25 protein-coding genes and 1 tRNA gene are annotated in these 21,962 nt (G+C 64.8%); 9 read left to right on the top strand and 17 right to left on the bottom strand.

Annotated elements, in window-relative coordinates:
- Positions 1-6 precede the first annotated feature (6 nt).
- Positions 7-918, bottom strand: a complete 912-nt coding sequence (locus ACZ1JV_RS21235; RefSeq protein WP_465150403.1) for an SMP-30/gluconolactonase/LRE family protein — start codon at positions 916-918, stop codon at positions 7-9.
- 209 nt (positions 919-1,127) lie between these two features.
- Here ACZ1JV_RS21235 and ACZ1JV_RS21230 point away from each other — a divergent pair, with 209 nt between their 5' ends.
- Positions 1,128-2,312 carry a glycoside hydrolase family 76 protein gene (locus tag ACZ1JV_RS21230; RefSeq protein ID WP_465150402.1) on the top strand — a complete coding sequence of 395 codons (1,185 nt, stop codon included), beginning with the start codon at positions 1,128-1,130 and terminating at the stop codon, positions 2,310-2,312.
- Between the two features lie 23 nt (positions 2,313-2,335).
- Positions 2,336-2,410 (top strand) — tRNA-Gln (locus tag ACZ1JV_RS21225).
- A gap of 71 nt (positions 2,411-2,481) precedes the next feature.
- Here ACZ1JV_RS21225 and ACZ1JV_RS21220 read toward each other — a convergent pair.
- The 6 genes from ACZ1JV_RS21220 to ACZ1JV_RS21195 all read right to left on the bottom strand — a co-directional run bounded on the left by ACZ1JV_RS21220 (position 2,482) and on the right by ACZ1JV_RS21195 (position 8,126).
- Positions 2,482-3,420, bottom strand: a complete 939-nt coding sequence (locus ACZ1JV_RS21220) for a magnesium transporter CorA family protein (RefSeq protein ID WP_465150401.1) — start codon at positions 3,418-3,420, stop codon at positions 2,482-2,484.
- 157 nt (positions 3,421-3,577) lie between these two features.
- Positions 3,578-5,152, bottom strand: coding sequence for an MltF family protein (locus ACZ1JV_RS21215; protein WP_465150400.1), 1,575 nt, complete (start codon positions 5,150-5,152; stop codon positions 3,578-3,580).
- Positions 5,153-5,375: 223 nt separating this feature from the next.
- Positions 5,376-5,825, bottom strand: coding sequence for a peptide-methionine (R)-S-oxide reductase MsrB (gene msrB, locus ACZ1JV_RS21210; protein WP_465135702.1), 450 nt, complete (start codon positions 5,823-5,825; stop codon positions 5,376-5,378).
- Between the two features lie 55 nt (positions 5,826-5,880).
- A complete protein-coding gene (locus ACZ1JV_RS21205) occupies positions 5,881-6,183 on the bottom strand; it encodes a UBP-type zinc finger domain-containing protein (RefSeq protein ID WP_465135701.1) in 303 nt (100 codons plus the stop codon).
- Entirely contained in the window at positions 6,180-7,808 is a 1,629-nt protein-coding gene (locus ACZ1JV_RS21200) for an FAD-dependent oxidoreductase (RefSeq protein WP_465150399.1), read from the bottom strand. The genes ACZ1JV_RS21205 and ACZ1JV_RS21200 overlap by 4 nt, the downstream gene beginning before the upstream one ends.
- A gap of 114 nt (positions 7,809-7,922) precedes the next feature.
- Positions 7,923-8,126 carry a hypothetical protein gene (locus ACZ1JV_RS21195; RefSeq protein ID WP_395332183.1) on the bottom strand — a complete coding sequence of 68 codons (204 nt, stop codon included), beginning with the start codon at positions 8,124-8,126 and terminating at the stop codon, positions 7,923-7,925.
- 143 nt (positions 8,127-8,269) lie between these two features.
- On the opposite strand from ACZ1JV_RS21195, the gene ACZ1JV_RS21190 reads away from it, so the two are divergent.
- Both ACZ1JV_RS21190 and ACZ1JV_RS21185 read left to right on the top strand, forming a co-directional pair.
- Positions 8,270-8,809, top strand: coding sequence for an AAA family ATPase (locus tag ACZ1JV_RS21190; RefSeq protein ID WP_465150398.1), 540 nt, complete (start codon positions 8,270-8,272; stop codon positions 8,807-8,809).
- A gap of 86 nt (positions 8,810-8,895) precedes the next feature.
- A complete protein-coding gene (locus tag ACZ1JV_RS21185) occupies positions 8,896-9,240 on the top strand; it encodes a DUF2322 family protein (RefSeq protein WP_465150397.1) in 345 nt (114 codons plus the stop codon).
- Positions 9,241-9,245: 5 nt separating this feature from the next.
- On the opposite strand, the gene ACZ1JV_RS21180 is transcribed toward ACZ1JV_RS21185, so the two are convergent.
- The 3 genes from ACZ1JV_RS21180 to ACZ1JV_RS21170 all read right to left on the bottom strand — a co-directional run bounded on the left by ACZ1JV_RS21180 (position 9,246) and on the right by ACZ1JV_RS21170 (position 12,210).
- The gene (locus ACZ1JV_RS21180) at positions 9,246-9,899 is read right to left on the bottom strand and encodes a dihydrofolate reductase family protein (protein WP_465150396.1); all 654 of its coding nucleotides are present in this window, start codon (positions 9,897-9,899) and stop codon (positions 9,246-9,248) included.
- Between the two features lie 95 nt (positions 9,900-9,994).
- The gene (locus tag ACZ1JV_RS21175; RefSeq protein ID WP_465150395.1) at positions 9,995-11,161 is read right to left on the bottom strand and encodes an MFS transporter; all 1,167 of its coding nucleotides are present in this window, start codon (positions 11,159-11,161) and stop codon (positions 9,995-9,997) included.
- 14 nt (positions 11,162-11,175) lie between these two features.
- Positions 11,176-12,210 (bottom strand): aldo/keto reductase, encoded by a 1,035-nt coding sequence (locus ACZ1JV_RS21170; RefSeq protein ID WP_465150394.1) that lies wholly within the window; start codon positions 12,208-12,210, stop codon positions 11,176-11,178.
- A 117-nt stretch (positions 12,211-12,327) separates the two neighbouring features.
- Between ACZ1JV_RS21170 and ACZ1JV_RS21165 the strand changes: the two genes are divergently transcribed.
- Positions 12,328-13,233: a LysR substrate-binding domain-containing protein gene (locus ACZ1JV_RS21165; protein ID WP_465150393.1), complete on the top strand. Its 906-nt coding sequence runs from the start codon at positions 12,328-12,330 to the stop codon at positions 13,231-13,233.
- Between the two features lie 78 nt (positions 13,234-13,311).
- Here ACZ1JV_RS21165 and ACZ1JV_RS21160 read toward each other — a convergent pair whose 3' ends face one another.
- Complete coding sequence (locus tag ACZ1JV_RS21160) at positions 13,312-14,361, bottom strand: tyrosine-protein phosphatase (RefSeq protein ID WP_465150392.1); 1,050 nt, start codon at positions 14,359-14,361, stop codon at positions 13,312-13,314.
- Between the two features lie 291 nt (positions 14,362-14,652).
- Here ACZ1JV_RS21160 and ACZ1JV_RS21155 point away from each other — a divergent pair, with 291 nt between their 5' ends.
- Positions 14,653-15,105, top strand: coding sequence for a tRNA (cytidine(34)-2'-O)-methyltransferase (locus ACZ1JV_RS21155; protein WP_465150391.1), 453 nt, complete (start codon positions 14,653-14,655; stop codon positions 15,103-15,105).
- Positions 15,106-15,115: 10 nt separating this feature from the next.
- Here the strand turns inward: ACZ1JV_RS21155 and ACZ1JV_RS21150 are convergent, their stop codons facing one another.
- The 5 genes from ACZ1JV_RS21150 to ACZ1JV_RS21130 form a co-directional block, all read right to left on the bottom strand.
- Positions 15,116-15,970: an oxygenase MpaB family protein gene (locus tag ACZ1JV_RS21150; RefSeq protein WP_465150390.1), complete on the bottom strand. Its 855-nt coding sequence runs from the start codon at positions 15,968-15,970 to the stop codon at positions 15,116-15,118.
- Positions 15,971-16,011: 41 nt separating this feature from the next.
- On the bottom strand, positions 16,012-16,746 hold the full coding sequence (locus ACZ1JV_RS21145; protein WP_465150389.1) for a GntR family transcriptional regulator: 735 nt from the start codon (positions 16,744-16,746) through the stop codon (positions 16,012-16,014).
- Positions 16,747-16,776: 30 nt separating this feature from the next.
- Complete coding sequence (locus ACZ1JV_RS21140) at positions 16,777-17,847, bottom strand: Rieske 2Fe-2S domain-containing protein (RefSeq protein WP_465150388.1); 1,071 nt, start codon at positions 17,845-17,847, stop codon at positions 16,777-16,779.
- Positions 17,848-18,056: 209 nt separating this feature from the next.
- Positions 18,057-18,779 carry a CbtA family protein gene (locus ACZ1JV_RS21135; RefSeq protein ID WP_465150387.1) on the bottom strand — a complete coding sequence of 241 codons (723 nt, stop codon included), beginning with the start codon at positions 18,777-18,779 and terminating at the stop codon, positions 18,057-18,059.
- Between the two features lie 10 nt (positions 18,780-18,789).
- Positions 18,790-19,017 (bottom strand): CbtB domain-containing protein, encoded by a 228-nt coding sequence (locus ACZ1JV_RS21130; protein ID WP_465135687.1) that lies wholly within the window; start codon positions 19,015-19,017, stop codon positions 18,790-18,792.
- Between the two features lie 197 nt (positions 19,018-19,214).
- Between ACZ1JV_RS21130 and ACZ1JV_RS21125 the strand changes: the two genes are divergently transcribed.
- Entirely contained in the window at positions 19,215-19,772 is a 558-nt protein-coding gene (locus tag ACZ1JV_RS21125) for a histidine phosphatase family protein (RefSeq protein ID WP_465135686.1), read from the top strand.
- Positions 19,773-19,837: 65 nt separating this feature from the next.
- On the top strand, positions 19,838-20,113 hold the full coding sequence (locus ACZ1JV_RS21120) for a hypothetical protein (RefSeq protein ID WP_465150386.1): 276 nt from the start codon (positions 19,838-19,840) through the stop codon (positions 20,111-20,113).
- A gap of 112 nt (positions 20,114-20,225) precedes the next feature.
- Here the strand turns inward: ACZ1JV_RS21120 and yghU are convergent, their stop codons facing one another.
- The gene (gene yghU / locus ACZ1JV_RS21115; protein ID WP_465150385.1) at positions 20,226-21,074 is read right to left on the bottom strand and encodes a glutathione-dependent disulfide-bond oxidoreductase; all 849 of its coding nucleotides are present in this window, start codon (positions 21,072-21,074) and stop codon (positions 20,226-20,228) included.
- Positions 21,075-21,271: 197 nt separating this feature from the next.
- Between yghU and ACZ1JV_RS21110 the strand changes: the two genes are divergently transcribed.
- Complete coding sequence (locus ACZ1JV_RS21110; protein ID WP_465150384.1) at positions 21,272-21,901, top strand: TetR/AcrR family transcriptional regulator; 630 nt, start codon at positions 21,272-21,274, stop codon at positions 21,899-21,901.
- Positions 21,902-21,962 lie beyond the last annotated feature (61 nt).

The following is a 21,962-nucleotide window of genomic DNA, read 5'->3' as shown; positions in this document are numbered from 1 at the left end:
ACCGGGCTAATCCAACGCAAATCGCGCCGGTTCCAGCCGCATCCCAGCGATCGGCGCGCGGGTGCGATAGAGGTGGGAGTTGCGTGCGGTGATCTCGCCGCCCTCCTTCAAGGTATCTCCGCCATCGGCCGGCACCGAGTTAAAATAGAGATCGCGCATGTCGGCACCGCCAAAGCGGAGCTGCGTGATCGAGCCCTTTTCAAGATCGAGGCGCGCCAGTTCGCGGCCGTCCGGCGCAAGGCAGGTCAGATGGCGGGATCGGAAGCCGGTAAGCCAGAGGTTGCCTTCGCTGTCGAGCGCCATGCCATCGGCGTCTTCCTTCTCCAGCAGCAGACGGCGCTCCGTCACGGTGAAGTCGGCGGCAAGGTCGAACCTCCAGGTGCCGCGGAAGGTGTCGTTGCAATAGAGGTAGCGGCGGGCGGGATCGAACATCACACCGTTGGAGAAGCCGATGCCGTCGGCGACGCGCGTGATTGTCCGATCCGCCGTCAGCCGGTAGATTTCCGTGGTTTCCGGCGAGTTTCCGGCAATCACGCTGGCAATGTCGATGGTGCCGAACAGGATGCCGCCGGTCCCATCCGAAACCATCTCGTTGATGCCGTTCACGGGGCGGTCGCCCAGGGTATCGATCAGCCAGCCCGATCGACCGGAAGCCGGGTCATTCCACATGATCCCGCCTTGCCCGCTGGAGAGGATGCAGCCGTCGGCGTTCATCATGACCCCGCCGGTCCACATGCGCGCGGGGTTGAGCGCGGCGATCGCGGTCCCATCCGGCCTTACGCCATGAATGCCGCCGCCGATCACATCGCTGTACCAGATCGCATTGCGATCATGATCGACCGCCAGCCCTTCCAGATAGATGCCGGCGGCGATAGCGCTGCACACGTGCGCTGGCCGGTCAGCCGCGTTTTCGTCCATGCTCCGCTCCCGCATTGTCTTGACCTCTGGGTCTGTTGGTGGGGCGCGCGCGAGTCAAGCAGATGGGCAGCGCGCCTGCGATCGGCGTTATCGGCAGGGAGGGCTCGCAGATCGGCGCGGGTCTGTTATGGAGGCGCTCAGGCGGCCATGATCGGCTGTGGTCTGGATTACAGGAATTCTCGGTTGACGTTTTCGAGGTACGGCGTCTGATGCGCACGGGGTCTGCTTTCGGGATGCGGCGCGCGCTGTTGCGCGGACTGCCCGGCCTGCTCATGGCGCTGATGGCGGCGCCGGCAATTGCTCAGGCGGCGGCCCCATCCCCGCAGCCAGACGCGGCATGGCCGGACCGGACCCGTATGGCGGTCGACTATCTCGATACGCAATGGGGCAAGCCCGCCGATTGGAACGGGATCGAGGCATGGCAGCGCTTCGTCGTGGTCGACGCCTTGCTCGACTATCAGCGCCGGACCGGCGATCGCCGGTTGCACGACAAGATTGCCGCCGCCGTGCGCAACCGCGCCGGCCTTTATCTCAACGACGATGCGCTCTGGGCCGTCGTTGCCAGCATTCACGCCTGGCAGGCCGACCGCGATCCCGCGCTGATGGACTATGCGGCCTCCACGTATCAGCGCCTTGTCAGCACCTATTGGGACGACCGCTGCGGGGGCGGTCTGTGGTGGGATCCGGCGCGTACCTACAAGAACGCGATCACCAACGAACTGCTGCTTTACGCATCCACCCAAATGTTTCTGGCAACCGGAGAGCCGGGCTATCGCGACTGGGCGCTGCGCACGTGGAACTGGTTCGAACACTCCTCGATGATCGGCCCGGACGGCCTGGTCAATGACGGGCTGGACGCACAATGCCGCAACAATGGACAGCCCTATTTCACGTACAACCAGGGCGTGCTGCTGGGCGGGCTCAGCGATTTGACGACGATTACCGGCGACAACCGTTACCGCATCGTCGCTGCGAAGACCGCCATCGCCGCCGCGCGCCGGCTTTCGACGCCGGAGGGTGTCCTGAAAGAGCCGGTTCCCATCGGTTCGGACGGGCTGATCTTCAAGGGCGTCTTCGCGTTTCACCTCGGCCATCTGCTGGACGACATGGCGGAAGGGCCCGAACGCCGGGAACTCACCGACTGGGCCCGCGTCAATGCCGATGCCGTGTGGCGATCCAGCGCATCCGGCGCGCAAGCGATCGGCAGCGACTGGTCGCAAGTCGGAACCTCGACGCCCAGCGCGGCAGCACAGGCGGCGGGAATTGCCATGATGTCGGCAGGAATCGGCACGCCGCTGCCGCACCGCGACGCGCGCGTTGCCGGGGCGGAAAATTCCGGAGCGAAGGATCCTGCGGAAAACTTCTCCCAAAGCCTCTTTTCACCGCGCCGCTAACCCGCTAAGCGCGCAATCCCTGCTGGGGCGTCGCCAAGTGGTAAGGCACCGGTTTTTGGTACCGGCATTCGCAGGTTCGAATCCTGCCGCCCCAGCCAGTTTCCCAAAAATCACGTCGGTTTTCCCGAAACACGATAGGCATCGGCTCAGGTCCCGCAATCGGGCCTGCTCAGATCCAGTCCCGCCATTTGAACCACAGGTAGGGCACAAGGGCGGAGAGCAGGCAGAGAATGAGCGCGAAGGGATAGCCCAGCGGCCAGGCCAGTTCGGGCATGACATGAAAGTTCATGCCGTAGACGCCGACCACCAAAACCGGCGGTATTCCCACTACCGAGGCGACCGTCAGGACTTTGACCACGTCGTTCTGCTCGATGCTGATGAAGGCGGTCGCCGCGTCCTGCAGCAGTTGGATCCGGCCGCCCAGGCTCGTCTCGAACTCGTCCAGCGATGCGATGTCGTGCTGGACGGCCTCTAGACGATCCCGCAGCGCCTGATCGAGTTCCGGCGTGCAGCGATCGAGGACGAAACTCACCATGCGGCCGATGCTCAGGAACGTGTAGCGTACGCGGGAGGCGCGATCGCTGGCCTGGCCCATGTCGCGCATGATCTCGCGAATCTTGCGGGTCTCCTTGCCCAGACGGGATCGGAACGTCTCTTCGAAGAACAGCGCCTGCGATGCCTGGGAGACCATTTCCGAAGCGTGTTCCAGGTGGTCTGCGTCGCGGTCCACGATGTCTTCCAGCAAGGACGCAAGTGCAGAGCCCGGCGTGAGATCGGGCGCATTGCGGACGGCGTTCGCAACGGAGTCGAACGGCAAGAGCTCCGCATAGTGCACGGTCACCAGGACATCGGGGGTAAGGATGAAGCCCGCCGGTGCCAGTTGCCAGTGTCCGGTGTTGATGCCGCCGATCAACGGCGCGCTCATGTAGAGAATCTGGCCGTCGACGCGCAGGCGGCTGGAGGATTCAATCTCGCGCAGCGCGGCCAGATCGGGAATGCGGATGCCGAAGCGCTGTTCGATCGCCCGTTTCTCGTCGTCGTCGGGCGATAGAAGATCCAGCCAAACCGCGCTGCCTTCCGCCGAGCCTTCGGGAAACGATCGCAACATCCGAAGGCTCCTGCTCAGCCCTGCAACGGATGCGACGGCCTACGTGCCATCCGCGGCGACGACATCGGGAAAGGGATGTTCGAAAGAATGACGGACCTCATGCCCGGAAACAACCATCCACTGCAGACAACGTTCCCGGCCGTTTCGGGCGCGCTCGCTACGTTCCGGTGGCGTGGCCCGTGATGCTGGCCTTGCCCGCTGCCTTTTGCTCCCGCGCTTCCTGGATCAGGCTGTAGGCGACGTAATACTTGTAGATGTTGCTGACGTACGTGGTCGTTTCCGATCCGATCTTTTCCATGGCGATGCGTTCGACATTGCCAAACCAGATGTTCGGATTCAGGCCGCGTTCCTTGGCGATCGCGCGCAGCTGTGCGATCCGGGCGGCGCCGGCGTTGTAGGCGGCGAAGGTGAATAGAGCCTTGTTCAGCGGATCCATCGGCTCCTTTTCGAAATAGCGGTCACGCAGGAAGCGCATGTATTTCACGCCGGCATGGATGTTCGGTTCCACTTGGCGAATGTCGCCGACTTTTTGCGTTTCGCCGGTTTTCGGCATGAGCTGCATGATGCCGACTGCGCCGACCGGACTGTGCGCATTGTTGTCCAGCCGGGATTCCTGATAGCCCTGCGCGGCCATCAGCAGATAATCGAAATCGTACTGCCCGCCGTAGCGGTGAAACAGTTCCGCAAGGTTCAGGAACTTCTGACGTTCGGCATTCGAGGCGGCATCCTTCACGAAATTCGTGTTCTGCAGATACTTCTTCTGCAGCACGCGCCCGATTGCGGAATCCAGCCCCTTGTCCCGGATGAACTGATTGAGGTTCGCCATCATCTGCGGGGAATTCTTGCGGATTCCCACCGCCAGCGATCCATTGCGCCGGACGGCGATATCGTCGTGGATTTGGATATTGGGGAAGACCGATTTCCAGAACCGGGCCAGGTAATCGTCCACGATCGTAGCCGGAATCAGCCCGGCGTTCACCATTTCCAGCAGGTCGTCGTCTTCAAGCGATTCCGGTGCGGCGCGAATATCGACAGGCTTCTTGCCCGCGCCCTTCAGCGCGATGTTGAGCTTCTGCAGGCTGGCATAATAACTGGAACTCTTGCGAACGAAGATGGTCTTCCCGGCGAGGTCTTCGGTGGAGTGAACTGGCGCGGCGCCCGGTCCGGTGATGAGGACTTCCGAAATGCCCGTGCGCGTGGGGTTGGTGAAATCGATCTGGCTCTGGCGTTCGGGCGTGATCGTCAATTGCGCGATCACCATGTCCACGCGGCCGTCGCGCAGGGCAGGCAGTAGCGCGTCGCGCGGCATCGGGATCGGCACGACGTGGATTTTCAGCGAGCCGGGCGGTTGCCGCTTGTTGAGTTCCTGCTCCAGCATGGTGAGATATTCGTAAGACAGGCCGCGCTGCACGCCCTTGTCGATGAAGTAGAAGGTGCGGTTGAACGGCACGCCCACGCGAATGAGGCGCCGGGCGATCAGCGCATCGAAGTCGCCGGTGAACTTGATGTCCACCAGTTTGCGCATGTCGGGCGGCAGGCCCAGTTCGTATGTCGGAGCGGCATCGCCGGCTGCGGCTGTCGCGGTTTCCTTGTGCTCGGGCGTTTTCGTCTGGTCTTTCGGCCCGGAGCATCCGCTGGGAAGCAGCCCCGTCAAGGACGCGCAGGCGAACACCATGCCGATCACCCGATTACGGGCGCGGCGTTCCATATAGGGCCGATCTGCCATCATCATGCATCCGAGCTTGTCGCATCGGCACGCCGTTCACGTCACGGCGAGGGGAAACGCTCGGCTTTTCGCCGATGCGATCGTGCAGAAAAGGTTCTGCCTGGATGGCTTTCCAGAATTCTTCACGTGAGGGAATCGGGAAGAATCCCAAGGTCGGCACGGGATATCCATGACCCGCGCAAGCCTGCGCGACCGCCGCGGCGAACGGCGGTCGCATTCGGTATCCCGATCAGCCGATGTCTTCGACCTGATCGAGATAGGCGCCATAGCCCTGGTCCTCCATCTCTTCGCGCGGAACGAAGCGGAGCGAGGCCGAATTGATGCAATAGCGCAGGCCGCCGCGATCGAGCGGGCCATCCTCGAACACGTGGCCAAGGTGGCTGTCGCCATGGGCGGAACGCACTTCGGTGCGCGTCATGCCGTGGGTGTGGTCGACCAGGTTGTTCACGTTGGCCGGCTCGATCGGCCGGGTGAAACTGGGCCAGCCGCAACCGGATTCGTACTTGTCGGAAGAGGCGAAAAGGGGTTCGCCCGAAACGATGTCGACGTAGATGCCCGGCTTCTTGTTGTAGAGATATTCTCCGCTGCCGGGCCGTTCGGTGCCGCTGTGCTGGGTGACGTGGAACTGTTCCGGCGTCAGGCGCGCGATCGCTTCGGCGGACTTCTGGTAGGTGGGCATGAACTGTTCTCCTTGGCGCGAAGATGGTGATGGATTCGCGCGGAGGGAAGAGGGCCTAGAAGAACCGGGGAATCGGTCCAAGCTGCGGCGTCTGGTCCGGCAGGTCTACCTCCACCCGATCCACATAGCACCAGCCCCAGCCTTCGGGCGGATCATAACCCTCGATGATCGGGTGGTGCGTCGCATGGAAATGGGCGCTGGCGTGGCGGTTCGGGGAATCGTCGCAACAGCCGACATGGCCGCAGCTGCGGCACAGGCGCAGATGGACCCAGAAGCTGCCCGTCTTCAGGCACTCCTCACAGCCGCGCGCGCTGGGCGTGACCGTGTTGATCGTCGAACTATGCGGGCAGGAACTCATGGCACGGCCTTTCGGGCAAGAAGGGCATGGATCTGCGAGACGACCGCCGCGCCTTCACCGACGGCGGCGGCAACGCGCTTGGTGGATCCGGCGCGTACGTCGCCGATCGCGAAGACGCCCGGCATGGCGGTTTCCAGCGGCTGCGCCGCGCCGGTGACGACGAAGCCGTTCCCATCCTTCTCGACCTCGGCCGGAAGCCAGTCCGAATTGGGATCGGCGCCGATGAACAGGAACATGTGGCGCAAGTCGCGCTGGCGGACCACGCCGTCGCCGCAGCGGATGTCGATGGTGGCCAGCGTGCCGTCCTCCTGCCCGTCCACCGCGATGACTTCCGCGCCCACGTGGATTTCCACGTTCGGCAGTTCGGCAATCCGCTCTATCAGGTAACGCGACATCGTCTGTTCCAGTGGCCGCCGCACGATCAGATGCAGGCGCTTCACTTGCGGCGCCAGATAGACCACGGCCTGCCCGGCGGAGTTGCCGCCGCCGACCAGCGCCACTTCCTCACCCGCGCAAATCCGGGCCTCTATGGGAGAGACCCAGTAGGAGATGCCCGTGCCTTCGAAGCGTTCGAGGCCCTGGATGGGAAGCCGGCGATAACGCGCGCCGGATGCGACCACCACGGTTCGCGCCTTCACGCAGCGCCCTGCGGACATGGTGATGCGCAAGTTCTCCTCTTCCGGCATCAGCGCTTCGACAGAGACGGGAATGGCGATCCGGGCGCCGAACTTCAGCGCCTGGTTGAACGCGCGGCCGGCGAGTGCGTGGCCTGAGATGCCGGTGGGGAAGCCCAGATAGTTCTCGATCCGCGCAGAAGCACCGGCCTGTCCGCCCATGCTGCGCGAATCGAGCACGACCACGGAAAGCCCTTCCGACGCGGCATAGACCGCTGCGGCCAGCCCCGCCGGCCCCGCGCCGACGATCGCAACGTCGTGCAGCACGTCCGAATCGATGTGCGAGGTCAGGCCAAGGCAGGCGGCCAGATCCTCCTCGTGCGGTGCGCGCAGGATCGATCCGCTGGGGCAGACCACCAGCGGATATTCCGATGGCCCCACGCCGAGGCGTTCGACCATGGCCTTGCCTTCCTCGTCCCGGGTCGCATCCAGAACCAGCGAGGGGTAGCCGCTGCGGCGGAGGAATTCCTGCAGGCGCAGCACTTCCGCGCTTTGCGGAATGCCGATGATGATCGGGCCGGCGCCGCCTTCCTCGATCAGGCCGACCCGGCGCAGGATCAGCGCGCGCATGACCTTTTCGCCGAGTTCCGCCGAACCGATCATGAGCGCGCGCAAATGAACGTCGTCGATCGGCACGGCGGTGCAGCCGTCCGGTCCGGCGGTTCCGCCGGCGATCGTCGGGCGGCCGGACAACTGATTGATTTCCCCGCTGAACTGGCCGGCGCCGTGGGTAGTGATGCGGGCAGCCCGGTTCAGGCCATCCCGTCGCTGCACTTCGATCGTGCCTTCCAGTACCAGCCAGGTCGGCGCCTGCGTATCGCCGATGGCGTAGACGGTCTCTCCGGCGGCGAAGCGGCGTTCCGGCCCGCTGGCGAAATGCCGGGCGAGAGACAGCTCGCTCGCCGACAGGACCGGAAACATCTGGTATTCGCGCGTCTCGATCGTGCTCATGGGGCCTCCGCGGCGCGGTGTGGAGGCCCGAGACTAACCCATGATGCCAAGGCTGGAAACGCCAAGGCGGCAAGATCACCGCCCCGCAGGCTCATGGGTCTTGTCTGTCCGCGATCAGGCCAACCCGGTAATTTCCAGATTCTGGGCCACGCGCCGGATGGTGCAGAGCTTCCTTGCGCCTTCCCAAAGCTCCGCGCTGCGCCGAGCCGCCTGCTGATGAGCGATGATCAAGGCGCCGGCAATATCGGGAGCCGAAAACTCGAGGCGCTTGGCAAGGCCGATGCCGTCTTCGAGAAACTTGAGCGTGTAGACCTTCATGTCCATCCTCCATGGGCGGTTCGATCTCGCGTTTTCGCGCCCGGTCGTCAATTATCCGCTTGGGTAGGAAGCCGAACCGTTTTGCGTCGGAATGAAGGGAAAATCCCGTCCGAGTGCTGCCGCTATGATCACAAAGAGGTGTAATGGACCGTTTTGTAGTGCTTTCCGGCTGCTCCGGCGGCGGCAAGTCGACCCTGCTTGACGAACTGGAACGGCGCGGCTTCGCAGTGGTGGCGGAGCCTGGGCGCCGGATCGTTGCGCAGGAGCGGTTGACCGGCGGCGCGGCCTTGCCGTGGATCGATCCCACCGCCTTCGCCCGGCGCGCGGTCGCGATGGCATTGGAGGACCGCAGGCAGGCGGCGGATCTGCCGGGCACGGTGTTCTTCGATCGCGGGCTGATCGATGCGGCGGTGGCGCTGGAACATGCGGCCGGCATCCCTGCGGCGTACACCTGCGGAGCCGAACGCTATCACCGCCGCGTCTTCATGACGCCGCCCTGGCCGGAAATCTTCCGCAATGACGGAGACCGTCTCCATGGCTTCGACGAGGCTGTCGCCGAGTATGACAGGCTCGTCCGGGCTTGCGAGCAACTGGGATATTGCGTGGAACCGGTGCCCCGGATGCCGGTGCCGGCCCGCGCCGACTGGGTGCTGGCGCGCCTTGGCAGCGGCGTTTCGTCGTGACGGTTCATCTCCGTCCCGCGCCGCATGGCGGAGGGCGGTGGAAGGTGTTAGGGGCCGCGCGCAATTGATACGGGACTATTCGAAAAATGCTGGCAACGATCCAACCGGGCGCGACCTTCAAGGACACTCTTCAGAAGCTGCCGTCGATCGACGGCGTGCAGCGCCTCGACCTTGTAGATGAAGCGGGCACGGTGGTGGCCGGTATCGAAAACAAGCCGGGCAAGCAGGGATCGCTGGCGGTCTACCAATACCTGAAGCAGTGCTTCGGATTGCTGGACGCGAAGGCTGCCGAACACGGTCTGGAGATATTCTGCGAACACACCGAGGATGCGCGCAACCGCCCCGGCGCGCATCCGAACGTAGACCTGTTGCTGGCGATTGCTGCCGGCGGCGCTCCGCTGCGCATGGAAGTCGTCGCCGCAGAGGGCTGACGTCGTTACGCCCCGTCCACGCGGCCGAGCACGATATGGGTCGCGAGGTCGGTGGCGGTGGATTGCGTCACGCGGTAGCCTAGCGCGGGAAGGTCCAGCCCTTCGAACAGCGCCTCGCCCGCTCCCAGCAGGACGGGCGAGAGCGCAAGGTGCAGGTCGTCGATCAGGCCGGCCTGCAGATACTGGCGAACGGTCGAGACGCCGCCGCCGATCTTTACGTCCAGCGGGCCGGCGGCTTCGCGGGCACGCTCCAGCGCGGCATGGATCCCATCGGTGACGAAGTGGAACGTGGTGCCGCCTTCCATCACGATCGGGTCACGGGGGTGGTGGGTCAGGATGAAGGTTGGCGCGTGATAGGGGGGATTGTCACCCCACCAGCCTTTCCAGCCATCGTCAGGCCATTCGCCGCGTGACGGGCCGAACATGTTGCGGCCCAGGATGAAGGCGCCGAAGCCTTCCATCGATCGGTGGGCAAAGCTTTCGTCCACCCCGTCGGACCCGCCGCTTTCACCGATCATGGTCTTGAAGGTTCTGGTTACGTAGATCCATTGGTGAAGCTCGGTCCCGCGCTTGCCCAGCGGATCCTGCAGGCTTTGTTCCGGGCCAGCGCCGAATCCGTCCAGCGATATCGAAAATCCTGCAACTCTTACGCGGGCCATTCCGGTCTCCTCTGCTCCGCCCGCCATGCTGCCTTGCCCCGCTTCCGGCTGCAATCCGAAAGCGGGGCAAGAAACATCAACGGATGTAGAGGACCTTAGGCCGGGGCGACGCGCGCCGCCGCGCCGCCGCGCGCGACGAGGAGGACGATGACCAGCCCGATCGTGGAGGTTGCCGCGCCGGCCAGCGCCACCGTCGGATAGCCAAGGCCGGCTGCGATCACCCCGCCTCCCAGCGCCGCGCCGATGGCGTTGCCCAGATTGAAGGCGCCGATGTTCACGGACGAAGCGAGGTTGGGGGCATCGGCGGCGGCGGTCATCACCCGAACCTGCAGCGGCGGCACCAGCGCGAAACTCGCCACGCCCCACAGGAAGATCAGGATCGCGGCCGGCGCGGCCAGCGGCATCAGCAGCGCGAAGGCGACAAGGATCACGGCGAGCGACCCCAATGCGGCGATCAGCGTGCGGTCTACCGACCGATCCGCAAAGCGCCCGCCCAGCCAATTGCCCACGGTGAGGCCCAGGCCGTAAGTCACCAGCATCGCGGTAACGTATCCCAGCGAGGCATGGGTCACTTCGCGCAGGATGGGCGTGATATAGGTGAACACCGTGAACATCGCGCTCGACCCGATAACGGTCAGGCCCAGCGCGCCCAGCACGCGGCCGCGCGTCAGCACGCGCAGTTCGGCAATCGCATCGCCGCCGGTGGGTGCGGGAAGCTTCGGAAGCGTTAGCCACAGCGCCGCCATGGTGACGATGCCCAGCCCGGCGGTTCCCCAGAAGGCCGCGCGCCAGCCCATGTGCTCGCCCGCCCAGGTTGCCAGCGGCACGCCGACGACATTGGCGATGGTGAGCCCCATGAACATCGCAGCGACGGCGCCTGCGCGCTTCTGCGGCGGCACCAGACTGGCGGCGACGACCGAGCCGACGCCGAAGAAAGCACCATGGTTGAGTGAGGTGACGATGCGCGCCACCAGCAGCATCGAATAGCTGGTGGAGATCGCCGCCATCAGGTTGCCCAGCGTGAAGATGCCGGTCAGCGCCACCAGCAAGGTGCGGCGCGGCACGCGGCCGGTGGTCAGCGTCATCAGCGGGGCGCCGATCATCACGCCCAGCGCATAGGCGCTGATCAGCAGCCCGGCGACGGGGATGGAGACGCCGGTGCCTTCGGCGATGACGGGCAGCAGGCCCATCGGGGCGAATTCGGTCACGCCGATGCCGAAGGCGCCAAGCGCGAGGGCCAGCAGGCCGGGGTTGAGCTTCATGGCAAGATGTCCGTTCAAACCAGCGGGGGATTCAGGCGGGCAAAGCCCTCCTGCTGGCGGTAGGGGGTGTGGGGGTAGGGCGGCAGCACATCGCTTGCCGTATCCAGCGCGGCGATCTGCTGCGCGGAGAGGGACCAGCCGACCGCGCCCAGATTCTGGCGCAGCTGCTCCTCGTTACGTGCACCGATGATGACGGAGGAGACGGTGGGGCGCTGCAACAGCCAGTTGATCGCGATCTGCGGCACGGTCTTGCCCGTTTCGGCGGCAATCGCCTCGATCGCGTCGATCACGCGGTAGAGAAGATCCTGTTCGACCGGGGGCGCGAACTGTTCGGTTTCGTGCAGACGGCTGCCGTCCGGGATGGGCCGGTCGCGGCCGATCTTGCCGGTAAGGCGGCCCCAGCCGAGCGGGCTCCAGACCAGCGCGCCGATGCCCTGGTCCGCGCCCAGCGGCATCAGATCCTGCTCATAGGCGCGGCCGATCAGCGAATAGTAGACCTGATGCGCCACGAAGCGCGGCAGTCCGTGCTGGCTGGCATGGGCCTGTGCCTTCATCAGCTGCCAGCCGGGATAGTTGGACACGCCGGCATAGCGCAGCTTGCCCGCGTCGATCAGGCCAGCCAGCGCCTCCATCAGTTCGTCCACCGGCGTGGAGGCATCGAAGGCGTGGAGCTGCAGCAGGTCGATATGATCGGTGGCCAGGCGGCGCAGGGCGTCCTCCACGGCGCGGACCAGCCGCGCGCGGGACGTGCCCCAGTCGGCCGGACCATCGCCCATAGGCAGCCCGGTCTTGGTTGAGATCAGCACCGCGTCGCGCCGGCCCTTGATCGCATCGCCCAGGATTTCTTCCGAAGCGCCGTTCGAATAGACGTCCGCCGTGTCGAACAGGGTGACGCCGGCCTCAAGGCAGATGTCGATCAGCCGCCGCGCGTCGCGCGCGTCGCTCTGGCCCCAGGCGCTGAACAGCGGGCCTCTGCCGCCGAAAGTGCCGGTGCCGAAACTCAGGGCGGGTACCCGCAGGCCGGATGCGCCAAGCTGCCGATATTCCATTGCACGATCCTTCAGATTTGCGTTCGCCAATTTTCATTCGCGAATTCATATTCAGGCGCATAAATGGATTACGGATGTCGGCGGCGGAAGCGCCCTTGGTGGCGAAGGATTTTTGACATGGATGCAAAAGTGGCGCTGGGGGCAGACCGGGCACGGGCGCTGGAGATATTCGCGACGGTTGCCGATACCGGCAGCTTTTCGGCGGCCGGGCGGCTGTTGGACCTGACTCCTTCGGGCGTCAGCCGCACGATCGACCGGATCGAGGCGCGGCTGGGCGTCCGGCTGCTGCTGCGCTCCACCCGCACGCTGACGCTGACGGCGGAAGGGCAGGCCTACCTGCAGGCGGCGCGGCGCATTCTCTCCGATCTGGACGACGCGGAACAGGAGATCGCGGATCAGGGCGCACCGCGCGGCCGGTTGCGGGTGAGTGCGGCACTCTCACACGGCCGGCTCTGCGTCGTCCCGCTGCTGGGCGCGTTCGCCCGGCGCTATCCGCATATCCTTGTCGACATCGCGCTGACCGATGCGCTGGTGGACGTGGCGGGCGGGCAGGCCGATGTCGCGGTCCGCTTCGGGCCTTTGGCGGATAGCGCGCTGACCGCGCGGAAGATCGGGGAGACGGGCAGGGTGATCGTCGCCTCGCCCGATTATCTCGCCCGCCACGGCACGCCGCGCGCGCCGGAGGACCTGCACGGGCACAATTGCCTGAACTTCAATTTCCGCCGCGCCGAACCGACATGGCCGTTCCGCCGCGACGGTCAGGACTTCGCGCTTTGCGTGAAGGGCAATATCGAGGCGAACAACGGCGAAACGCTGGGCCAGCTTGCCGCCAATGGTGTGGGCGTCACCCGCGTCGGCGCGTTCAGCGTGGCATCCGAACTGGCCGCCGGCGGGCTCGTTCCATTGCTGGAGGAGTACAACCCGGGCGATGTCGAGCCGATCCACGCGGTGTTCGTGGGTGGTGCGAACGTGCCGCGCCGCGTGCGCGTGTTCGTGGACTTTCTGGTCGAGAACTTGCGTTGATATGGAAGGGCACGGCGCACCGGCGGGCAGGGAAGCGCCCGCCCGCCGGTCTTTGCGATGCCTATGCGGGCGGGGCGATCAGTCCAGCATGATCTTGCGCAGCTTGGCGAAGTCCGCGTCGGTCAGGCCCACCTTCTGCTTCAGGTAGCCTTCCGATCCGCCGTACTGCTGATCGAGATAAGTGAAGAACTGCGCGAGGTTCGATGCACCGCTGGGCGTGTAGAGCGGCTCGGCCTTGGGCGGCTGGCCGTCGGCGCGGGCGGCGTAGTATTTCAGGATCGGGTTGTTCGGAAAGTCGGCCGGGTCGACCTTGGGCATTTCCCACTGCGGGCGGCGCAGTTCGGTGGACCGGTGATAGTCCTTGATGATGGTCTCGCGGTCGACGCCCAGCACGTCGTAGATCAGGGCCGTGGCGATGCCGGTGCGATCCTGCCCGGCCGAACAGTGGTAGACCACCGCGCCCTCGTTCGCGAGAAGGCGGTTGAACAGTGCGCGGAACTGCGGAACCAGCATCACTTCCATGCCCTGGTACATGTTCTCGCCGCCGCTCTTGGCCATCTTGGCGAACAGGGGTTTCAGCGAATAGTCGTTGGCTAGAAAAAGCGCGCCGGTGCGGTCGTCCAGCTGGTCGGGCGCGACTTCGCGTTCCTCGATGGAGCGCAGATCGACCACTGCGCCGAGATGGAGCTGGCCCAGCAGGGCATAGTCGGCCTCGGTCAACAGCGGCATCGCGCCGGAGCGGAAGGCCTTGTCCCACTTCACGGTATGGCCGTCCCTGGTGGCATAGCCGCCGATGTCGCGGAAGTTGCTGCCCTGCTGCAGTGGCAGCACGCGCTCGGCGACGACGGTGGTTTTCCCTTTCTTGCCCTGAAGGATGACGTAGCGGCGTTCGCTGACCGGGATCGGCAGCTTGAGCCTGGCGTCCGTACTGGCGGTGGCGAAGCGCTGGTCGCCCTTGTCCAGCACGGTATCGGCGCTGATCCACACGGCGGCCGGGCCGGTATCCGTCCGCGAAAGTTCCACGGTCTGGTCATCGAGCCGAACCAGCGTGGCAGGCTCCGCCGCGATGGCGGGTGTGGCAGCCAAGGCAATGGTCAGGGCGATAAGAGCGGGGGCGGCCTTGCGCATCAATCGAAACCTCAAGCTGAGTGGTGGGTGGTGGCGCGTCTAGAACGGATGTATGTATCTCTTGTGACAAACCTGGCGTCAAATGGGCCGCCGCAATGATCGCCGATATGATGGATAAAAAGCATTGATCGTGCTCATTTCACTACCGTTCCGGAACGCGATTTCGGGTGAATTGGCGAGGATAATGTAACGATTGTTCCGTTGCGGCGATCGGCAACCGCGATCCCTGCGCAAGCGGCGAAGCGGCATGGCAGGCTTGCGTGGTTCGTCTGGGGCCGCCAATTGGCGCGAATGCGTATCGCTCTCTTCGAACCGGAAATCGCTGGAAACGTCGGCGCCGTCCTTCGCCTCGCCGCCTGCATGGGCGCCACCGTAGACCTGATCGAGCCGATGGGGTTCGAATGGGATGACCGAAGAGTGCGTCGGACCGCGATGGACTATATCGACCACGTCACGATCGTGCGTCACCCCGATTTCGACGCGTTCAAGGCCTCCATCGGAACGCAAAGGCTGGTGCTGTTCACCACCAAGACCGACCGGTCGGCCTACGATTTCCAGTACAGGGCCGATGACGTCCTGCTGTTCGGCAAGGAAAGCATGGGCGTGCCGGCTTTCGTGTCCGACGCCTGTGCGGAGCGGGTGCGGATTCCGATGCGGCCGCAAGTGCGTTCGATGAACCTTGCCACTTCGGCGGCACTCGCGCTGGGTGAGGCTTTGCGGCAGACGTCCAGCCTGCCGGGCTGATCATCGCGCGTCAGCGCTTCCCGGCAAAGGCCCAGCGTATCGTGGCGGCCATGGCGCGGGTACCGGCGCGCACGGGCAGGGCGACAAGGCCTGGGCGGCCGATGCCCAGCATCGTCCGCGCAAAAGGCGGCAGCAGATCGACGGCTGCGGTGCCCAGGGTCTGCAACACTGTGCCGGGGCGTCGGCCCGGCTCTCCTTCCAGCAGGAACGCGGCGACTTCGCGCGCGGCGGGGCTTCCGGCCAGTTCCTCGCGCATGTCGGCGATGAGCGCCGCCGCCTCGGCCCGGCTGCGCGGCACCGGCGCACAGCCCAGCAATTCGGCGACCGTGGCGCTCTGCTCGAAATAGCGATCCTGATCGGCCGCCGGCATGTCGGGATCGGCATAGGCCAGATAGGCTTCCAGAAAGCTGGTCGCCTCGGCAACGTGGACCCAGGCCAGAACGCGCGGATCGGTTGCGGAATAGGGCCGGCCGTCGGGCATCGTTCCGCTGATTCGGGTATGAATGGCGTTGACGGTGGCGATGGCTTTCAGCGCCTCGTCCCGGTGGGCGTAAGTGGTGGTGGCAATGAACCTTGCGGTGCGGCGCAGGCGGCCTTCGACGTCGTGCCGGAAATCCGAATGGTCCAGCACGCCCTGAAGCGCCACGGGATGCAGCATCTGCAGCAGGAGCGCGCGCATCCCTCCCACCATCATTGCCACCACATCGGCGTGGACCATGCGGATGGGGCTGTCCGGCGGGAACAGGGCGTCGGCGGAAGGGAGGACCGGCGCCTCGCCCTTCGAGCGGTCGTTGAAGACCGCGCGGACTTGCCGCACCAGCAGGTTGCGAAGGGCGTCCGCAGGCTTGGGAATCGGCGCGACCATCGGTGGAGAATGCCCGAATTAAGGCAATCGAACCAGCACGCTCAGGCGTCGGCGGTGCTTTCGCCGTGGAACCGCCGGAACAGACGTTCGCTGCCCAGAGCGGCGCGCGCATGATCGCGCATCGCGCGCTCGGCCGTGTCCGCGTCCATGCGCCGGATCGCCGCGATCACGGCCACATGTTCGCGATGCGCGGCGCAAAGGTGGGCGAACTCGTCCGCGGGTTCGTTCTCCAGCGTCAGCGCAACGGCGGAGGCGAAGGGCAAGTGGTCGTTGCGCGCCAGTGCCTGCCCGATCGAGGGGTTGCCGCTGGCATCCACGAGAAGGGTGTGAAACGCCAGATTGTAGTCGTGGAACCGGTCCACGTCGCCCTGCGCCAGCGTGCCTTTCGCGAAGATGGCTTCCCCTTCGGCAAGGCAATCGGCGAACCGCATTTCCTCCGCCGCGGTCATTCCGCGCAGGGCTAGCCGCCGTGCGGCCAGGCCTTCCAGAACGCCGCGCACTTCGATGGCGCCGTTGATGTCTGCAGAGGTGATTGCCCGCGCGGTATAGCCCCGCGCGCCCAGCTTTTCGACCAGGCCCTCTGCTTCCAATGCACGCAGGGCGGTGCGCACGGGCATGCGCGAAACGCCCAGCGCATCGGCCGTGGCGATCTCCGCAATCCGCTCGCCGGGGCGGAATGCACCTTCCGCGATCATCCGCCGCAGCGAGATGATCACGTGCTGGCCCGGCTTCAGCCGGCGTCCGCCCTGCGGTTGGGGATCCCCTTCAACGTCCATGGCTTGCTTTCGGCGCGCGGGTGCGGCCTGTCAAACCTGCTCCGCGCACTCGGCAGCAATGGCACGATCGATCATCAGGCGCGATCGCGCGCCGCCGGCATCGATGTTCAGCTTCAGCAGCCGCCGTTCGGGCCAGCGCAGCAGGTTCGCTTGCTGCCGTTCCAGCATCTCCAGATCTTCTCCGAAAATCTTGCGCTGGCCTTCGCGGATCGTGTCCGTCAGCTCCCCATCGTCCACGGCGAAGCGGCGCGCCATGCCCCAGAAGTAGTGGTGGCTGGTTTCGGTTTCCGGTGTGATGAAATCGACGACGATGCTGGATGCCTTGGCGGCTTCCGGCGCGTCGTACCCGCCCTGTCCCTCCAGCGCGACGCCCACCTCGATCATCACGTGGCTGGGCAGCGTGAAGCGGCAGAGCTGCCAGCGGTCTACCGTGGCATCTTCGTCAAGCCCGGCGCCGCGCAGGGCCATGCGCCAGAACGGCGGGGCCTTGATCGCATCCATAAAGCGGCTGGTGACGACCTCATTCGCATCCGCATGGGTGCGGACGGGCGCCTCGTCGATTTCCTTCTGGCCGATGCTGCTGGAATGGACGTAGGTTTCGTGCGTCAGATCCATCAGATTGTCGATCATCAGGCGATAGTCGCAGGCAATGTGGTAATAGCCGCCGCCATAGGCCCATTCCGCGCTATCCGCCCATTCCAGCGGGTGAAGCGCGGCCGGATCGGCCTCATCCGGATCGCCGGGCCACACCCAGATGAAGCCGTGGCGCTCTATTGTTGCGAAGCGGCGTCCGGCGGGAAAGCCGCCGACTTTCTGCCCGGGCATTTCCGCCGCCTTGCCCAGACAATCCATCACCAGCCCGTGATAGCCGCAGACCAGCCGGCCTTCGCGCACGAAGCCCAGCGACAGCGGGGCGCCACGATGAGGGCAGAAGTCTTCCAGCGCCGCCGGTAGTCCGTCCGGGCCACGAAAGAACACCATGCGTTCGCCGCAGATGGTTCGGCCCAGCGGTCCATCCGCGATCTCGTCCGGCGTGCAGGCGACGTACCAGGCATTTTTGGGCCAGATCGGGGCGGCCGAAGCCGGGGTTGCGCTGTCCATGGATCCACTCCTGCCATCAATTATTGGATCCAATAATTGTGAATTTGGATCCAATGTCAACGCGAATCCTGGCGGTGGCGTCACACAAACGCCGAGTGGGGCCTGTTGGACAGACGAAATCACCCCGCTTGCGCACGCGCGGGCGGGGTGATTTCGTTGGGATCAGGGAATGGCGGGCAGCAAGGCGCCCGGTAAGCGGGCGGGCTTGTTCAGATTCGGCTCTGTCGCTTCAGCACACGCTCCGCCCAAAGCCCGAAGGCCAGGCCGATGGTGACCCAGAGCACCAGCTGCGTTCCCATCGATGCCACGCGGAACTTCCAGAGAAGGACGGCGGGAAAATCGGCGGGCACTTCGTTGATGGTCGGCAGCAGGAACTGCCCGAGGGCAACTGCACCCAGATAGACCATGACAGCAAGAAGGGTGGCATCGAAGCCGCGACCCGGGCGCGCCATCGCCCTGCGTACGCGCGCTGCGACCACGGCGGCGCCCAGCGAAAGGGCGATCATGCCGAAATAGGCGGCCGTGCGCAGCGCCACCGTCTCATGTTTGCCCACCGCAGGCGGGGTTTGCGGATATTTCAATGCCGGCACGATCACGACCAGCAGGAAAGTCAGCGCCGCCAGCACCAGCGCAAAACTGCGCGGGCCCAAGTGGGCCATACGGCCATAGCCATAGGCGAAAACCAGCGAGAATACGCCGCCTACCGCCGCGCCGTAGAGTGCCAGCGCGGTGAGAAGGCCCGCGCCTTTCTGGGTGGCGCGGCTGACGAGTTCCTCTTCCTCCGGCATACCGGGGTGATGCATCGCATGGCTTTCCTCATAGCCGATGGCGAGGTCGATCTGCGGCTCGGCAAAGCCACGTGCGAAAAGCGTGGCCAAAAGCGCGCCCAGAATGCCGGCAAGCATTCCGCGCCAGAGCAGGTCCCTGGTCATGTCGGGCGCCTTAGTGGCAGGGGAAGCCGAGGAGGTGGCGTCCATCATGCACGAATTCGTGCACGTACATGCCCTGAAACAGCGCGAAGGCACCCTGTTCGGTGCTGACGAAATAGAGGAAGATCAGCGCCAGCAGCGTGCCCAGCACGGCCCAGGGGGCGATATCCTCAAGCGGAATGGCGTTGCCGCCTTGCACGGGGATGAAGGTATCGTCGAAAACTGCGGCACTGGCTGCCATTGTCATGCTCCTTTTCGGGATTGCGCGTCCCTTGGAAAACCTGTTGCCGGGAAAGAAGGTCTGGCTCTCGACGGGGTGGTTACCGCACGATTACAGTGGCGCGACCGCGCCGGGATTGCACCGGCTTCTTCGTTCCTGAACACAAGTCCCTTTGGGCGCTGCGCCTCTTTCCGTCAACGACTTCAGGGCTTCCTCCCTTGGCAACTACGCTTCTGCTCCTCTGTATCGCCTCTACGTCGTCCAGTCGCTTGGGCGGTTTCCCCGATCCGGCAGAGCCGTTGGACGATGCCGGTCGGCGTGACGCGGCGGTGGCGGTGCCCGCTTCCCGTTTCCATGCCCGTGTGCATCGCAGCCCGGCACTGGCCGCTGCGGAGACTGCCGCGGCAATGGGTCTGGCCTCGACGCCGGATCCGGCGCTGGCAGATATCGATCATGGGGCATGGATGGGTCTGCCTTTTGCCGAAATCGCGCCCGCCGAACTGGGGGCATGGCTTGCCGATCCGTCCCGCGGCGCACCGGGCGGAGAATCGATGGCGGCGGCGTCCCGGCGGATAGGAGAATGGATGGACGAGGTTGCCAGACAGGACGCGCCGGTCTGTGCCGTCACCCATCCCATGATGGTGCGGGCTGCGCTGGCCCATGCGCTCGGCATGCCGTTTTCGGCCGCGCTTGCCATCGATCTTGCCCCGCTTTCCCATACGCTACTGTCGTTCAACCGCGCATGGCGCCTGCAGTCGCTGGGCCCTGCGATCTAGTGCCGTTTCGGGTGCGCGACGCCCGACAAGGTGATAGCCTGCCCCGACAACCTGCGAAGGAGAGCATGATGCCGCTGATCGAACGGGCCGCACGGGTACTGGCGAAGTCCAGAAACGGAAGCGACGATTGGGATCATCTGGACGCAAGGACGCAGGAGGAATTGAAGAGCACCGTAATCGCCGTGATCAAGGCTCTTCGCGTTCCGACTCCGGGCATGTGCGCCGCCGGGCACAAGCTGCTGCTGGAGGAGGGGCATTCCGCCGGAACCAGTGACGCGCACGATGCATGGCAGGTCATGGTCGATGCCGCCGTGGGAAGCGTTCCCGTTTCCAGCGGCTAGGGATCGACGTTCGGCATAGAGGCCGGCGACGCGGGGGAACGTATGGAGAATGGTTCCACTACGTCCCGCGGTCGGATGCGGCGGCCGGGCTGCCGCCGCATCTTCCCTGCGTTTATCCCGCCAGCACCGCGTCGATATCGGCCGCCGAGTGGCGCTCGCGCACGAAGCCGTCGCCATTGCGATTGACGATACGGCCGCGCTGAATGCCCTTGCGCGCGGCCAGTTCCTCACCCCAGCGGACGAGGTTGGTATAGCTGGGCACATCCAGGAAAGTCGCTGCGTCGCCATAGGCATCGCCGCGCAGGAAGGCGCCGAACCAGCCGTAGGCGGCGATGTCCGCGATGGTGTATTCGTCACCCGCCAGATAGCGGGTCTGGGCCAGCCGCTTGTCGGCAACGTCCAGAATGCGCTTGGTTTCCATCGCATAGCGGTTGATCGGGTATTCGAACTTCTCCGGCGCATAGGCGTAGAAGTGGCCGAACCCGCCGCCGATCATCGGCGCCGTCCCCATCTGCCACATCAGCCAGGACATGCACTCCGCCCGGCCCGGCTGCGTGGTGGGCAGGAACATTCCGAACTTCTCGGCCAGATGGAACAGGATCGAGCCCGACTCGAACACGCGCACTGGCTCATCGCCGGAAAGGTCCAGCAGAGCGGGGATCTTCGAGTTGGGATTGATCGATACGAAATCCGATCCGAACTGGTCGCCGTTGCCGATGTCGATCAACCATGCGTCGTACTCTGCGCCCGCCACTCCGGCCGCCAGAAGTTCTTCCAGCATGATGGTGACCTTCTGGCCGTTCGGCGTACCCAGCGAGTAAAGCTGGAAGGGGTGGGTGCCGCGCGGCAATTCCTGCTGATGGGTCGCGCCGGAAACCGGGCGGTTGGTCTTGGCCCATTCACCCCCGTTGTCCTTGTCCCAGGTCCAGACTTTCGGCGGGTTGTAGGTACTCTTGAGCATGCGGGCACTCCGTCAGTGTCGTTGGCGGAGAGGTAGGTGCGCCGGTGCCTGCCGACAACCCTTTGGTACGCTTCGGAAAGACACCTGGTGCGTATTAAATAAAGGAAATAAATCAATCTTATGGGCCGAAAGTATGAGGAACCTAACCCCTCTTAAATCATTGACTGCAGTGGCGGGGGTGGCCAAGCAGGGCATGCATGATTCAATCGATTGAAAAACAACCCGCCGAAGATGCGGGGGAAACCAGCCGTCAGTCGCGTCGCCGTAACAAGGGGTTTGAAGAAACCCACCTGGTGCTGATCGAGACCGCCGTCAAACTGGTTTCGATGAAGGGGATGGAGGCGCTTTCGCTTTCGGAAGTCGCGCGCGAGGCGGGGGTCAACCGCACGACGGTCTATTACCACTTCACCGATCGCGATGCCTTGATCGATGCCATCCGCGAATGGTCGAAAAGGCAGCTCAGCGCCGTGCTGACGCCTACCGATCCACCGGAAAACCGCACGCGCATGGTGATCCGCTATGTGCTGGAAAACCCCGAAGTGGTCGCCTTGTGGACCGAAGAGTTCCTGGCGCCGGGCCGAATCCACGACCGTTACGTCACCTTCGCCCGGTTGACCGAGGATCTGGGCATTCGCTTCTCGGACGAGCCGCGCGCTGCGGGAATGGAGCCGGAGGTCTTTGCGACGTTCATGTTGACGTGGTCGATGGTGGCGCCGCGCGTCTATCGCAACAGCGTGCGGCCCGAACTCTCCATCGACGAGACGGTGGACCGGCTAACCCACACGCATATGGCGATGTTGCGACAGTGCGGGTTGGCCGAAAGTTAAGGCGCCGCCGGATCGAAGAATCGGCAACGAAAAGGCCCAGAGTGCAGGTTGCACGCTGGGC

It is taken from the genome of Novosphingobium sp. BL-S-19, from assembly GCF_055521675.1.
This window is presented reverse-complemented; position numbering and strand designations above follow the sequence as displayed.

Coding starts and splice junctions, on each gene's coding strand:
- ACZ1JV_RS21235 (WP_465150403.1), bottom strand. CDS start 918: ATGGACGAAAACGCGGCTGACCGGCCAGCGCACGTGTGCAGCGCTATC.
- ACZ1JV_RS21230 (WP_465150402.1), top strand. CDS start 1,128: ATGCGCACGGGGTCTGCTTTCGGGATGCGGCGCGCGCTGTTGCGCGGA.
- ACZ1JV_RS21220 (WP_465150401.1), bottom strand. CDS start 3,420: ATGTTGCGATCGTTTCCCGAAGGCTCGGCGGAAGGCAGCGCGGTTTGG.
- ACZ1JV_RS21215 (WP_465150400.1), bottom strand. CDS start 5,152: ATGATGATGGCAGATCGGCCCTATATGGAACGCCGCGCCCGTAATCGG.
- msrB (WP_465135702.1), bottom strand. CDS start 5,825: ATGCCCACCTACCAGAAGTCCGCCGAAGCGATCGCGCGCCTGACGCCG.
- ACZ1JV_RS21205 (WP_465135701.1), bottom strand. CDS start 6,183: ATGAGTTCCTGCCCGCATAGTTCGACGATCAACACGGTCACGCCCAGC.
- ACZ1JV_RS21200 (WP_465150399.1), bottom strand. CDS start 7,808: ATGAGCACGATCGAGACGCGCGAATACCAGATGTTTCCGGTCCTGTCG.
- ACZ1JV_RS21195 (WP_395332183.1), bottom strand. CDS start 8,126: ATGAAGGTCTACACGCTCAAGTTTCTCGAAGACGGCATCGGCCTTGCC.
- ACZ1JV_RS21190 (WP_465150398.1), top strand. CDS start 8,270: ATGGACCGTTTTGTAGTGCTTTCCGGCTGCTCCGGCGGCGGCAAGTCG.
- ACZ1JV_RS21185 (WP_465150397.1), top strand. CDS start 8,896: ATGCTGGCAACGATCCAACCGGGCGCGACCTTCAAGGACACTCTTCAG.
- ACZ1JV_RS21180 (WP_465150396.1), bottom strand. CDS start 9,899: ATGGCCCGCGTAAGAGTTGCAGGATTTTCGATATCGCTGGACGGATTC.
- ACZ1JV_RS21175 (WP_465150395.1), bottom strand. CDS start 11,161: ATGAAGCTCAACCCCGGCCTGCTGGCCCTCGCGCTTGGCGCCTTCGGC.
- ACZ1JV_RS21170 (WP_465150394.1), bottom strand. CDS start 12,210: ATGGAATATCGGCAGCTTGGCGCATCCGGCCTGCGGGTACCCGCCCTG.
- ACZ1JV_RS21165 (WP_465150393.1), top strand. CDS start 12,328: ATGGATGCAAAAGTGGCGCTGGGGGCAGACCGGGCACGGGCGCTGGAG.
- ACZ1JV_RS21160 (WP_465150392.1), bottom strand. CDS start 14,361: ATGCGCAAGGCCGCCCCCGCTCTTATCGCCCTGACCATTGCCTTGGCT.
- ACZ1JV_RS21155 (WP_465150391.1), top strand. CDS start 14,653: ATGCGTATCGCTCTCTTCGAACCGGAAATCGCTGGAAACGTCGGCGCC.
- ACZ1JV_RS21150 (WP_465150390.1), bottom strand. CDS start 15,970: ATGGTCGCGCCGATTCCCAAGCCTGCGGACGCCCTTCGCAACCTGCTG.
- ACZ1JV_RS21145 (WP_465150389.1), bottom strand. CDS start 16,746: ATGGACGTTGAAGGGGATCCCCAACCGCAGGGCGGACGCCGGCTGAAG.
- ACZ1JV_RS21140 (WP_465150388.1), bottom strand. CDS start 17,847: ATGGACAGCGCAACCCCGGCTTCGGCCGCCCCGATCTGGCCCAAAAAT.
- ACZ1JV_RS21135 (WP_465150387.1), bottom strand. CDS start 18,779: ATGACCAGGGACCTGCTCTGGCGCGGAATGCTTGCCGGCATTCTGGGC.
- ACZ1JV_RS21130 (WP_465135687.1), bottom strand. CDS start 19,017: ATGGCAGCCAGTGCCGCAGTTTTCGACGATACCTTCATCCCCGTGCAA.
- ACZ1JV_RS21120 (WP_465150386.1), top strand. CDS start 19,838: ATGATGCCGCTGATCGAACGGGCCGCACGGGTACTGGCGAAGTCCAGA.
- yghU (WP_465150385.1), bottom strand. CDS start 21,074: ATGCTCAAGAGTACCTACAACCCGCCGAAAGTCTGGACCTGGGACAAG.
- ACZ1JV_RS21110 (WP_465150384.1), top strand. CDS start 21,272: ATGATTCAATCGATTGAAAAACAACCCGCCGAAGATGCGGGGGAAACC.